Below are 13,086 nucleotides of genomic sequence, written 5' to 3'. Positions count from 1 at the left end.
AATGTTATGTTAAGCGAAGAAGTTAAAACAGCCTACGATAATTTTTATACCAATAGTGATGTAGCCTGGCGCATGCTTGGTGCTAAATATAAGGCAAAAAACATTGTTGATGTTTGTGAAGGAATCAGGCCGAAAAAGGTTTTGGAGGTTGGTGCTGGCGATGGGAGTATCTTACATTTTCTAAATGATTGGAACTTCGCGCCGGAGCTTTATGCCTTGGAAATTGCTCAAAGTGGTGTCGATATCATTAAGGATAGAAAATTATCTCGTTTAAAGGAAGCGCGGACTTTCGATGGGTACAAAATTCCCTACGAAGATGATAGCTTCGATTTAATTATTCTCGCACACGTTTTGGAGCATGTGGAACATGAGCGCATCCTTCTTCGCGAACTAAAACGGGTAGCGAAGTATATTGTAGTAGAAGTACCAAAAGATTACCGTTTTGGTGTAGATAACCGCATGAAACACTTTTTGGATTATGGACACATTAATATGTACACGCCAACCTCATTGAGGTTTTTATTGCAAAGCGAGGGATTGGAAATTCTGGAAGATAAGGTTTCGATGACTGCGCCAGAAACTGTAAAATTTAATGAATTTATCAATAGGAAAGCGCCTAAAACCTTTACAAAAAATTTAAAAATCGAACTGGAGTACAAGATTAAAAAAACTTTAGGGAATTTGCTGGGAAGAAAAAAACAAGAACAATTTGCAAACGCCTATACCGTTTTAACGCAGAAATCAGATTCTAATCTGCATATTTTCTAATTAGTAAACCTCATGAGCTCGTCATCCGGAATTTATTTCAGGATCTTAAAATAGCGATGCTGAAATAAATTCAGCAGGACGTATCGGATAGATGATGAAAAAATAAATCAATGCAAAACCTCGCCCCTATAGCCCTTTTTGTTTACAATCGTCCGCAACATACCGAACGAACAATAAAATTTCTGCAGAAAAATAATCTGGCGAGAGAGAGTAGGTTATTTATTTTTTCTGATGGAGCAAAAACATCAAACGACGAAGAAAATGTTGCAGAAGTAAGAGCCATTATCAATAAAGTTGATGGTTTTAAATCTGTAAAAGTATTTGAGCGGAAAGAAAATGCTGGTTTAGCAAACTCTGTTATAGAGGGGGTAACCAAACTGATCAAGGATTATGATCAGGCAATTGTTCTGGAAGATGATTTGGTTACCTCACCACATACTTTAAGCTATTTTAACGATGCGCTAAATCGCTATCGCGATGAAGTAAAGGTAATGCATATCGGCGCTTACATGTATCCATTGAAAGCAGAGGGCTTACCACAGTCATTTTTTTACAGAGCCGCCACCAGCTGGGGATGGGCGACCTGGGGAAGAGCATGGAAGAATTTCGAGCCGAACATTGAAACGCTAATCAAACAATTTGATAAGAAGAAAAAATCGGCCTTTTCCATAGAAAATAAAATGAATTTCTGGAAGCAGATGCTCGAATTCAAAAAAGGCAAAAACAACAGTTGGGCCATTCGCTGGTATGCCTCGATATTTTTGAAAGGCGGCTTAACACTAAACCCATCCCAGTCTCTGGTGAATAATATTGGGCATGACGGAACCGGTGTACACTCTGGAATCAACGATATTTATAACGTGGTAATCAACCCAAAACCCATTACTGAATTTCCAGAGGTAATAGAAGAAGATAAGAAAGCCTATCAAATCATCAAAAGCTTTCTATCTACCAGAAAAGGAAATATGGTTTTGAGGGTGAAACGTTTTGTAAGAGAAAAGTTAGCGCAATATTTTACTAAATAATCAGATTTATTCTTAGTAATTTGGCTTCCCGAAGCTAATAATATGAGAATAACATCCCTGCTTTTACTATTCCTTTCAATAACTACCTATGCTCAACATGCGCCAGAACCTTATGGCGCCCTTCCTTCAAAAAGGCAGCTTGGCTGGCATGATGTAGAGGTGTATGGCTTAATTCATTTCACACCTACTACCTTTGAGAATAAAGAATGGGGGTTTGGTGATGCGAACCCAAAAACCTTTAATCCGGCTAATTTCGACGCTGAACAAATTGTTGCCGCAGCTAAAGCAGGTGGACTAAAAGGAATTATTCTGGTAGCTAAGCACCACGATGGTTTTGCATTATGGCCCACCAAAACAACAAATTATAATATTACTAAAAGTCCGTTTCGAAATGGAAAGGGAGATCTGGTAAGAGAAGTGGAGCAGGCGGTAAGAAAAGCTCGCTTAAAATTCGGCATTTATTGCTCGCCCTGGGACAGGAATAATCCGCTTTATGGCACCGATAAATATTTAGCAATCTATCAAGCGCAGCTTAAAGAATTATACGGCAACTACGGAGAATTATTTATGAGCTGGCACGACGGAGCAAATGGTGGTGATGGTTATTATGGCGGAGCCCGAGAAAAAAGGTCTATTGATAACACGACCTATTATGACTGGGCAAACACCTGGGCGATTACCAGAAAAATGCAACCTATGGCCAATATCTTTAGTGATATCGGACTTGACATCAGGTGGGTGGGAAACGAAGATGGGCATGCCGCGGAGACCAGTTGGGCTACTTTTACGCCCATGCCACCGAAAGGAAAAAATGTTGCAGTACCTGGTCAGGCAAATTATCCTGAGAGTCCGGAGGGAATAAGAAACGGCAAATTTTGGATGCCTGCAGAATGTGATGTTCCTTTGCGAAAAGGCTGGTTCTATCATCCTACCGAAAAACCAAAAACTCCTGAAATGCTTTTCGACCTGTATCTAAAAAGCGTGGGACGAGGCGCCGGCTTGGATTTAGGCTTAGCGCCAGACACACGGGGGCAGCTACACGATGATGATGTGTTAGCACTAAAAACGTTTGGGGAAATGGTTAAAAACACGTTTGCGAATAACTTTGCCAAAAATGCAAGCATAACGGCCAATAATACGCGGGGAAAAGATTATCTCGTAAATAAGTTGATTGATAATAATAAGGAAACTTATTGGGCCACAACAGACAATACCCATACTGCAAGTTTGGAGATTAATTTGAAATCGCTTAAAACATTTGATATTGTAAGTCTGCGAGAATATATCCCGCTTGGGCAAAGAGTAGAAGCTTATAATATTGAGATATTGGAGAATAACAGCTGGAAAAAGATTTATGATGGAACCAGTATTGGCGCGAAAAGGTTAATCAAATTTGATCAGCCTGTAACCACAAACAAAGTAAAAATCAACATTACTCAATCTCCGGTTTGTATTACCTTGAGCGAAATCGGATTGTATAAAAAAAGTTTATAAAGGCTTTTTTGCCTGCAAAATAATGTAGGGCGATAAGGCCTGGCTTTCAAAAGGAATAATTTTAGTAAAAACTTTACCAGTTAACCATACAGCTTTTTTGAAAAGCTTAACTCCGGCAGATTTCTGACTTTCGTTTTCTAGCCAAACACTAAACCTGCCAAAGTAGCCTGATTTAACTTCGTTCATCCCTGCTTTTTCGCAAATGGATTTTAGAAATTCAGGGTTCATGCTATCGATGTTATGTTTATCGTAATTTTCTTTATCGAAGTTTTTTTGGAACCAGCCATTTACCGCTTTAAAGTTTGGAAGAGTGATGAAAAGTGTTCCACCTGGCTTTACGAAGGCAATATGGCGGTTTATAATATCAGCAGTATCGTTAAAATGCTCAATTAAACCACAACTTAAAACTAAATCATATTGCTGATCTGGGTGATAATTGAATAAGTCGGTTTCTATAATATGAATATCTTTTTCTTTCAAGCCATTTTTTTCCAACAAATCGACTACCACTGGCGGATGAATAAAATAATCCAACAGCGTTACCTCCAGCTTAAGATATTTCTTCAAAAAAACGGCATAATAACCTGGAAACCCGCCAAGTTCAATAGCTGTTTTAACATTATTTTGAGCAACAATTTCTCCGAGCTGGCGATGGAATACATAATTTGCTGGAATTTGGACTGCAAGTCCTTTTTTACTTTCCCAATAATTTACCCAAAAATTTCTGTCGGTTAATAAATTCGCCATATTTTAAAATAATTCCAAAGGCCAAAGAAACGGAAAAGAAAAGTGATTGGAAAGGTAAATTAATAAAATGTGAGGTACTGGACCGTTTAATTGCCAAGGTATTTAAACCAAAAAACAATCCAGTAACTCACAGCTAGCTTACTTCAAATCTTTCAAAATCTCCGCAACAGCTTTTTCCAACTGCGGATCTTTGTCAGCCAATCGATCTTCGAAGGTGTTTTTTACGAAGATATCTGGCTTAACACCTTCGCTTTCGAGGTTCTTGCCATCCATCGTATAACATCCCCATGAAGGTAAACGGTAAGATGATCCATCGACCAAACTTTTAGCTGAAGTAAAAATAATCCAACGGTAGGTTTCGGTTCCAATGATTTTACCCAATTTCAATTGCTTGAAGCCAGCAGCAGTCATTTCTGCATCGCTTAGCGATTGTTCATTTATCAGCAGTACAATAGGTTTTGCTGCCGGACCGAAGTTACTTTGCGGTGCCAATTTACCACCGCGGTACTTCCACTGCAAATACGGACGTTGAGAAAGAAACTTCAACACTTCATCATGCACATTCCCCCCTGTATTATAACGTAAATCTAAAATGATGGCATCTTTGTTTTCTTCCTGAGCGACCATATCCAAAAGGAAAGTTTCCAATTCACCACCTCCCATATTTTTCATATAAGAATAGGCAATGCGATTATTCCCCCATTTATCTACATTCTTACGGTTGTTCGAGATCCACTCATCGTAAAGATTCCCACGTAAAATTCCGGCACTTTCAGGATGGATGTTTACATAAATCTGTTTGCCTTTTCTATCAAAGGTCAAAGTCATCTCTTTATCTAATGATGGCTTGCTGAAGTAGTAATCTCGATCAATATTTTCATCCACCTTAACGCCATTTACCTCTGTTAAAATATCTCCTGGTAAAATATTGGTTCCTGTACGTGCAGCATTGCTTTTTGCTGCAACCCGCTCTACTTTCAAAGGGTTGTCATTGTCGAAAATAATCCCGGTTTCGTTAGTGGTATAAGTTAAATTCTTTCTCTCCTCGGCACCTGCACTGTTAAAGCCCATGTGCGATGAATTCAATTCTCCGAGCATATCGTTCAGTAAAATCCTTAAATCGCTGCGGTTATTTACATAGGGAAGATAGGCCGCATAACGGTTTTTCATCTTCTCCCAATCCACACCATGAAATTTTTCATCATAGAAATTTTCATCCAAACCCACCCAGGTTTCGTAAAACATCTGGTTAAATTCAGCATTTAGGTTCCTTGTAAATTTATAGCCATGATCGATCTTATCAAGCTTATTCCCTTCTAAAGTATATTTATTGATCACGCCTCTGGAAAGCACAAAAAACTTATCTCCGGCTTGAACCATTGAATAATCACCCCCATCTGCAACTTTTTCCGTTTTATTCGCTTCAAAAGGTTCAATAGTTGTTCTGTAAATACCAGGTGCGCCACCCTCATGATTCGATGAATAAAAAACGTAGGTTTTATCGCCCTTAGCATAAGCATCTGTACCAAACTGACCTCCAAAAGCAGGACCAACCAGTTCAATTCTGTCCAAAATATCTTGCGTATTGATGGTAATCACAGCCGCGGGTTTAGGCGTTGGCTTTACTTCAGTTTTCTTTTTAGCGGTATCTGCCTTTCCTTTTTTGGTTTTCGTTTCAACAATTGCTGGCTTAACCTCGGCAGGTTTGGTTTCCTTAAATAAATCATCAAATTTATCCGAACGGTAAGGCTCATCGTAATTGTTCAAAGCCATTCGGTAAATGTGCGCATTCGACATTCCTGTTGGATAAGAGGGTTTTGTGCGGGCACTGGTGAAGAAAATGTATTTGCCATCTGGCGACCATGACGGGCCGGTTTCTGTTACGCCAGTATTGGTGAGGTTGATTGTCTTATTGTTTTTTAAGTGATGAACTACGATATCCTGCTCAAAATTTCGATAGACGGTAAATAAAAGATATTCATCATTTGGAGAAAAACTTGGCGCTGAATTTTGAAAAGCCCAAAACTCATCGGTTACAAGGGTTTTGCTATCAAAAGTTTTCAAGTCCATTAACCTCAACTCGTTTCTCCCACTTAAGTAAACCGCCATCGTTTTGGCTTTATTTAGGGTGATATCTCTATTGTTCGCTTTATCTTTTGTAAGTTGTTTAATCGTCCCTTTTCCATCGCCGGTAATGGTAAACCAGTTTTGAAAACCATTTGCTGTTTGACTAAAAAGAATAGTTTTATTATCAGCAAGCCACTTACATTCCATAGCCCTTTCGCCGCTATTGGTAATTTTCCTAACGAACTTGCCATCAACATCACTTACAAAAACTTCACCGCGAGAAATAAAGGCGATTTTTTTTCCATCTGTTGAGGCATCAAAAGCAGAAATGTTTGCCCGCACATCATATTCTTGCTCTTTACTCAATACCTGATTTCTTGATGTACTGATGCTTACTTTTTCTGTTTTCTTAGCAGCAACATCATAGGTGTAGAGCTGATAATCTTTCTCAAAGACTACAATCGTTCCGTTTGCAGCAACAAATGGACGCTTAATAGAAGTTTCGAATTTTGTTAAGCCTGTTTTCTGTCCGCCAATAAAGGTGTAAAGATTATATTCTTCATTACCTTCATCAGATACGAAAAATACGTTGCCTGTCCGATCAATGCTGGTCCAAAAATCTTTTCCGATGTAATCGGTATAGCGCTTATAAGTTTTGGTTTTAGGATTGTAAGATTGAATATCAGGATTGTAAGCGCCTTTATAATGCTTGCGGTTAGGAAATCGCATACTTTCCCAGGTATCATTAAAAAACAATTCTCCCGTAGGCGACTCTGCAATATGGTGCGTAGTATTGAAATAGTTATTGAATAAACGTGTTGCCGTACCGCCATTAATACCAACCTTATAGCTGGAAAAAGAATTGTATCTACCTGAAGTGAAGTAGATTGTTTTTGAATCCCAACTCCAGTTATCCACTTCATCAGATGCATCATTAAAGGTAATTTGTTTAATCTCGCCCCCATTTATTGGCATCAAATAAACATCATTATTTCCAAATTGGTTGGAAGAAAATGCCAGCCATTTCCCATCAGGAGAAACTTTTGGATTGATCTCCTCTCCTTGCATGGCTGTAATCCGGTCGGCAACCCCACCTTTTACCGGCACTTTCCAAATGTCGCCATCATAACTGAATACTATGGTTTGCGCATCGGGCGTTAAAGCTGGATAAGATGCAAAATACGTTTGATTTTGAGCAAATGAATGACAAGGCAACAAAAACGCCATTGCTGTGAGCGATTTTAATAGGGATTTGATCATGATTTTGTTAGTTTGGCTTTGGTTGGATGAAATTACACAACAGATTTTACATTCGTAAACAATAAAATGTATTTTTGATTGATTTGAAAGTTGTACACCTAAATACTTATGACGGGAATGGCGGAGCTGGCAGAGCCTGTTTACGCTTAAGCGATGCACTAAAAGCCAGCGGAATTGATTCAAAGGTTTTGGTTTACTATAAGTTTGGGCAGAATCCAAAAATTGATACCTTCAGCAAAACACCGATTCAGAAAGCGATGGCCGTTTATAACATCTTATCAGAGAGATATTATGCAAAATGGTTAAGTAAATCGGTTAAAACCCCTTTTAGTTTGCAGTGGTTTGGTAAATCTATTAAAAACCATCCTGATGTTAAAAATGCAGATATTATTCATTTGCATTGGATAAACCACGGTTTTCTTACGCCTAAGTTTTTAGCAGAGCTTGATGAATTGGAAAAACCAATCGTTTGGACTTTTCACGACAGCAATGCTTTTACAGGCGGTTGCCATGTAAGGTATGGCTGTGAAAATTTTCATCAGCAATGCGGAAACTGCCCTATTTTGAAGATAAGTGGCGATAATGATATCTCTCATAAAACCTGGTTGCGCAAACAGAAAGCTTACGGCGAATTAAACTTCCATATTATAGCGCCCAGCAACTGGATGGCAAAATCTGTAAAGTTTAGCAGCTTGTTGGGTACCCGGAAAACTTCAGTGATACCGAACACCATCGAAACGAATGTGTTCAAGCCTTATGTAAAATCGGAGGCAAAAAAAATATTGAAAATTAACCCTGATAAATTTGTATTAATGAGTGGTTTTATGCCCTCAAAAAACGACAAACATAAAGGAACGCCTTATTTAATCGAGGGGCTCGAAATTTTATCCCGGCGCACAGGCATTCAAAAATCAAATATCGAACTTGTTATTTTTGGAAATAAGGAGAACGCAGAAATGCCTGAGTTCCCATTCAAAACGACTTTCCTTGGCACCATTAATAAAGATGATCATTTGGCCAAATGTTATTCAGCCGCTGATGCTTTCATCACGCCATCTTTGGAAGATAATTTACCCAATACGGTGATGGAAAGTTTGGCCTGTGCCACGCCAGTAATCGCTTTTACTACAGGCGGCATCCCAGATATGGTAAAGCACATGCAAAACGGATACCTGGCCGAATATGAAAATGCAGAAGATTTAGCCAATGGCATCGAGTGGTTGTATCATCGCCCAAATAAAGAAGAGATACAAAAGGCTGCAAGGTTAAGCATATTATCTGATTTCTCTGAAGAGGTAATTGCAGCTGAACACATTCACTTGTATGAAACCCTGATCAATTTACAGCCGAAATAATATGGAACTCGCTGAAAGCCATCTTGATAATATTAAGGCCTTGAAATCGGCAATTCTGCAGAGTCGTTACAGGGCAGCGGCTCTTGTTAATAAAGAACTTCTATCCCTTTATTTTGCGGTAGGTAAATTTATTTCCCAAAAAATTGAAGAGGAAAAATGGGGTGCAAAAGTTATCGAAAATCTATCAGCTGATTTACAAGTTGAGTTGCCAGGTTTAAGAGGTTTTTCCGCAACCAACATGAAACGAATGAGACTCTTTTTTGAGTCGTGGCAAGAACAAACTGTAATTAGACCGACAGTGTCGGCCAAATTACAAATTATTGATTTAGAGGAGATTAAATTTAGACCAACAGTGTCGGCCCAATTAGAAAAATCATTTTTTGGGCTAAGTTTTTCACACCATTTAGAAATCATACAAGGCACTCAAAAAATAGAGGAGAGAATCTTTTATATTCAAAAAACAGCCTCAGAATTTTGGAGTCTAAGCACATTGAAAAATCATTTAAACAACCAAACTTTTCAAAAAACTGGCAGCTTACCCAATAATTTCTTAAAAACAATTACCAATGATGAAGCTAGGCAAAAAGCCTTGCAATCATTTAAAGATGAGTACCTATTAGATTTCATTAATATCGAAGATAATGATGAGAAAGATGAACGGGTTTTAGAAAGCGAAATCGTTCAAAATATCAAGAAATTCTTAATGTCATTGGGATCAGACTTTGCTTTTATTGGCAATCAATATCGGTTAATTATAGAAGATGAAGAATACTTTTTAGACCTTCTATTTTTTAATCGGCGTTTACAATGTTTGGTGGTCTTTGAGCTGAAAACCGGCAAATTTAAGCCAGAATATATGGGCAAAATGAATTTTTATTTATCAGCTTTAGATGAATATGTAAAGCAACCTCACGAACAACCATCAATTGGAATTATTCTCTGTAAAGAAAAGAAAAATAAGATTGTAGAGTTTTCTTTTAGAGATTTTAATAAGGCAATGGGTGTTTCTACCTATAAAACCAGTCATGTTTTACCGGCAGCATACAAAGGCGTTTTGCCAGATGTTGAAACCCTTAAAAAATTAATGGACTAACAATGCCAAAACTAACTGTCATCACCATCGTATACAATAATGTCCGGGATATTGAGCGAACAATCAACTCTGTGCTTAATCAAACCTATACACAAATAGAATACATTATTATCGATGGTAAATCTACAGACGGCACATTAGCAATTATTGAAAAATACAAAAGCAATATTTCCAAAATCGTTTCTGAACCTGACAAAGGGATTTATGATGCGATGAATAAAGGACTGGCCTTGGCTACAGGAGATTATGTTTTGTTTATGAATTCGGGCGATCAAATATATGATGAGCAAACTGTAGAGGATGTTTTTGCTTCGGCCATAGGTGCTGATATTTATTATGGTGAAACGGAAATGTATAATGATAATTGGGAAAGCCTGGGACGACGAAGGCATGAGGCACCGGAAAAATTCGACTGGACGAGCTTTAAATATGGAATGAACATCAGCCATCAGGCTATTTATATTCGCCGGAACATTATAGCCCCCTATGATTTAGCTTACAAATACAGTTCAGATATCGATTGGATTATTAAGGCTGCCAAAAAAGCTTCAAGCATTGTGAATGTTCATCGCTATGTGGCCAAATATTTGGTTGGCGGAATGAGTAAGAAGAAACACCGTGAAAGCTTGAAAGAGCGGTTTAAGATCTTCACCAAATATTATGGGTTAATCCCAAATATTTTTAATCACTTGATTATTGCAGGTAATTTGGCTTTTTATTTTCTTAAGCATAGAAGAACGAATGATTAGCATATGAATGAAGAACTTAAAGAGCTCCTCAATTATTATGAAGAGGAAAAAGCATTACTAGATTCATTAATTAAGGAAGATCTTATTGATTATGATTATAAGTCTGCTGGGTTACATTCTAAGGTTCTTTTTAAAATCGAAAATCAAACAAGATTACTAAAATCATTAATAGACCCACTGGCGGATGAAAAAAAGAGACTAAGTAGTCAAATCGAATTTTTCTTAACACAAGCCGATCTAAGTGAATCTAATGACTATAGGATATTTATGCTTGCACAAATTGATAAAAAACTCGACAAGTTACATAAACACAAACCTAAATATTTTAATGATGGACAAGAATTTGACGATGTCATTTTCGACCTGGTTGAAAAACGGGTCAAAGGTTTCACTTTCCGCTTAAAAGAATCGGCAAATCTCTATTTGGATTTCTCTATTAAAAATAGTTATTTAAGGATAAAGTTAACTCCATTTTCGAAGCTTCGTGATTATCTTAGCGTAGATAAATCAGAGATTGTCAATTTAAAGCAGATTGGATTCAGGAAAAATAAATCTAAGAAATACCTTCGGTACAAATATCCTTTAGTGCAATTTAAAGATTCGATTTTTATAAAAACAATCGTTAGCCGAGTTATTTATGAAGTATTTTTCTATCACGATTTGGATGCCGTAACAACCTTAGAAATTAAAGGTTAATCATAAATTCAAAAAACAAAAATTCCCATAAAGCTGTATTTAATACATCACCTATTAAAAACAGAAAGATTATGGGACAATTAAGTAACCGCACAATAGCTGTACTTTCAGAAAGCGGATTTGAAGAAGTTGAATTAACCGAGCCAGTAAAAAGGTTAAAAGAAGAGGGGGCAACCGTTCACATCATCTCCTCTAAAAGTGGAAAAATTAAAGCATGGGATCAGGATCACTGGTCGATAGAAGTCGATGTAGATAAAACGATCTCGGAGGCAAATGCTGATGATTACAATGGCCTGCTTTTACCAGGTGGTGTAATTAATCCAGATGAATTGCGTGTAAATGAAGATGCAATTGCTTTCGTGAAATCATTTTTTGCAGCTGGAAAACCTGTTGCAGCCATCTGCCATGGTCCACAAACATTAATTAATGCTGATGTTGTGGAAGGCAGAAAATTAACATCAGTTAAAAATATTTCGCAGGATTTAATAAACGCTGGAGCACTTTGGAGCGACGAGGAAGTGGTTGTAGACCAAGGTTTGGTGACCAGTAGAACCCCGAAAGATTTGCCTGCATTCAACGATAAAATTGTAGAGGAATTTGCCGAAGGCGTACACGAAGGGCAACACGCCTAAATGTTTTGGACGCTCTTTCTAGATTCACTCAAAAAACGGTTGGCAATTTGTCAACCGTTTTATTTATAACTTAACCTGCCGGATGATATTTTTGATATTCAATTCAATAATATCCGTCATGTTTTTGCACCTTAAATAGTTCGTGTCCTTAAAATATTCGCTCATGCTTTGTTTCAAAATGGCAATATTTTCTGGCGTAGTTAACTCTTCCTTGTTCGAAACATCACGCAAATCGGTTAACCGGTGACGCTCACTGCGTACGCGGTGTACAATGGAAGAACGTTCTTCCTGCTGATATTGAAGTACGGTTTTTTCGGTCAGCTGCTCCATACTCATTTTAACATAAGGCAAATTTTCCTTAAAAAACTGCGGCAGGTAAACCTTCAGATTTCCTTCGTAAAATTGCTGGTCAAAGTCGATTGCCCGAATGCGAAATTGAATATCATCAAAGTCAGGAGTAATTTGAACTACAAAATTGTACGCCCGCATATCGCCCAGCAGCATAATTAAACAACGCTCATTAAATTTTACAAATTCTTTTGCAATTCGCGTCGGATTGAATTCCGGGGTATATAATTGTCCTTTGGTAAAAACATCACCGGGGATGCCTGCAATGTGCTCCTCTACCAGAGTATCGCCATCAACTAAATAATTCACCTGGTTTGGAGAAAGAATTTCCTCCATTTCAAGACCATAAATTCGCGAAGCATCTGCTTTTTTAATATAAAAATAATCGTAAACGTCATTTAAGCGATTAACGATCCTGATCCGGAAAGGATGTGTGTTGCCAAAAGTGCAGTACTCAATCTTATCAATGTATTTATGTTCAACGATACGAAGATTTCCAGAAGCTTTGAGGTTGGCATATATCTCTTTTAAACCGTTATGCAAGGTTTCGATAAGATCTTGAGCATAAATCGGTCCCTCCCAAAGGGAGTCTTTACCAAATTTATCCATTAACGGAAAAGCCTCATTAAACTGCATCAAATCATTGTAGCCAATAGGCAATTTAGCTTCACGCTGATAAGTACGAAGGTACTTTTGCAATGCATGCGTAACCGGAAAAATCGGTTTCTTTTTCAGGATTTTTACGTCTTCGTTTTCCATTGAAAAGCAATGTAGGATTTTAAAATTAAACGCAAAGAATTTAAAGCAAGCGCAGATAACGCAGAGCTATATGCAAACCTCGTGTTTCTTTGC

General features: G+C 37.7%; 11 protein-coding genes. 8 read left to right on the top strand and 3 right to left on the bottom strand.

Features of this window, described 5'->3' with window-relative positions; translation table 11 throughout:
* The first annotated feature begins 6 nt into the window (after positions 1–6).
* From OQZ33_RS02235 to OQZ33_RS02225, 3 genes are all read left to right on the top strand, one after another.
* Positions 7–768, top strand: a complete 762-nt coding sequence (locus OQZ33_RS02235) for a class I SAM-dependent methyltransferase (protein ID WP_265797405.1) — start codon at positions 7–9, stop codon at positions 766–768.
* Between the two features lie 110 nt (positions 769–878).
* Positions 879–1,793, top strand: a complete 915-nt coding sequence (locus OQZ33_RS02230; protein WP_265797404.1) for a glycosyltransferase — start codon at positions 879–881, stop codon at positions 1,791–1,793.
* 42 nt (positions 1,794–1,835) lie between these two features.
* Positions 1,836–3,287: an alpha-L-fucosidase gene (locus tag OQZ33_RS02225; protein ID WP_265797403.1), complete on the top strand. Its 1,452-nt coding sequence runs from the start codon at positions 1,836–1,838 to the stop codon at positions 3,285–3,287.
* Here OQZ33_RS02225 and OQZ33_RS02220 read toward each other — a convergent pair.
* On the bottom strand, positions 3,282–4,034 hold the full coding sequence (locus OQZ33_RS02220; protein ID WP_265797402.1) for a class I SAM-dependent methyltransferase: 753 nt from the start codon (positions 4,032–4,034) through the stop codon (positions 3,282–3,284). The genes OQZ33_RS02225 and OQZ33_RS02220 overlap by 6 nt on opposite strands.
* 138 nt (positions 4,035–4,172) lie before the next feature.
* Positions 4,173–7,361: a S41 family peptidase gene (locus OQZ33_RS02215; protein WP_265797401.1), complete on the bottom strand. Its 3,189-nt coding sequence runs from the start codon at positions 7,359–7,361 to the stop codon at positions 4,173–4,175.
* Between the two features lie 74 nt (positions 7,362–7,435).
* Between OQZ33_RS02215 and OQZ33_RS02210 the strand changes: the two genes are divergently transcribed.
* From OQZ33_RS02210 to OQZ33_RS02190, 5 genes are all read left to right on the top strand, one after another.
* The gene (locus OQZ33_RS02210; RefSeq protein WP_265797400.1) at positions 7,436–8,716 is read left to right on the top strand and encodes a glycosyltransferase; all 1,281 of its coding nucleotides are present in this window, start codon (positions 7,436–7,438) and stop codon (positions 8,714–8,716) included.
* Between the two features lies 1 nt (position 8,717).
* Complete coding sequence (locus OQZ33_RS02205) at positions 8,718–9,809, top strand: PDDEXK nuclease domain-containing protein (protein ID WP_265797399.1); 1,092 nt, start codon at positions 8,718–8,720, stop codon at positions 9,807–9,809.
* A 2-nt stretch (positions 9,810–9,811) separates the two neighbouring features.
* Positions 9,812–10,558 carry a glycosyltransferase family 2 protein gene (locus OQZ33_RS02200; protein ID WP_265797398.1) on the top strand — a complete coding sequence of 249 codons (747 nt, stop codon included), beginning with the start codon at positions 9,812–9,814 and terminating at the stop codon, positions 10,556–10,558.
* Between the two features lie 3 nt (positions 10,559–10,561).
* Positions 10,562–11,254: a hypothetical protein gene (locus OQZ33_RS02195; protein WP_265797397.1), complete on the top strand. Its 693-nt coding sequence runs from the start codon at positions 10,562–10,564 to the stop codon at positions 11,252–11,254.
* Positions 11,255–11,325: 71 nt separating this feature from the next.
* Entirely contained in the window at positions 11,326–11,886 is a 561-nt protein-coding gene (locus tag OQZ33_RS02190) for a type 1 glutamine amidotransferase domain-containing protein (RefSeq protein ID WP_265797396.1), read from the top strand.
* A gap of 63 nt (positions 11,887–11,949) precedes the next feature.
* On the opposite strand, the gene OQZ33_RS02185 is transcribed toward OQZ33_RS02190, so the two are convergent.
* Positions 11,950–12,993, bottom strand: a complete 1,044-nt coding sequence (locus OQZ33_RS02185; protein ID WP_265797395.1) for a hypothetical protein — start codon at positions 12,991–12,993, stop codon at positions 11,950–11,952.
* Between the last annotated feature and the right edge of the window lie 93 nt (positions 12,994–13,086).

It is taken from the genome of Pedobacter sp. MC2016-05 (assembly GCF_026239735.1).
Classification (GTDB): Bacteria; Bacteroidota; Bacteroidia; order Sphingobacteriales; family Sphingobacteriaceae; genus Pedobacter.
Note: the sequence above shows the minus strand (reverse complement) of the source record. Positions and strands in the feature narration are given on the sequence as shown.

Coding starts and splice junctions, on each gene's coding strand:
- OQZ33_RS02235 (WP_265797405.1), top strand. CDS start 7: ATGTTAAGCGAAGAAGTTAAAACAGCCTACGATAATTTTTATACCAAT.
- OQZ33_RS02230 (WP_265797404.1), top strand. CDS start 879: ATGCAAAACCTCGCCCCTATAGCCCTTTTTGTTTACAATCGTCCGCAA.
- OQZ33_RS02225 (WP_265797403.1), top strand. CDS start 1,836: ATGAGAATAACATCCCTGCTTTTACTATTCCTTTCAATAACTACCTAT.
- OQZ33_RS02220 (WP_265797402.1), bottom strand. CDS start 4,034: ATGGCGAATTTATTAACCGACAGAAATTTTTGGGTAAATTATTGGGAA.
- OQZ33_RS02215 (WP_265797401.1), bottom strand. CDS start 7,361: ATGATCAAATCCCTATTAAAATCGCTCACAGCAATGGCGTTTTTGTTG.
- OQZ33_RS02205 (WP_265797399.1), top strand. CDS start 8,718: ATGGAACTCGCTGAAAGCCATCTTGATAATATTAAGGCCTTGAAATCG.
- OQZ33_RS02200 (WP_265797398.1), top strand. CDS start 9,812: ATGCCAAAACTAACTGTCATCACCATCGTATACAATAATGTCCGGGAT.
- OQZ33_RS02195 (WP_265797397.1), top strand. CDS start 10,562: ATGAATGAAGAACTTAAAGAGCTCCTCAATTATTATGAAGAGGAAAAA.
- OQZ33_RS02190 (WP_265797396.1), top strand. CDS start 11,326: ATGGGACAATTAAGTAACCGCACAATAGCTGTACTTTCAGAAAGCGGA.
- OQZ33_RS02185 (WP_265797395.1), bottom strand. CDS start 12,993: ATGGAAAACGAAGACGTAAAAATCCTGAAAAAGAAACCGATTTTTCCG.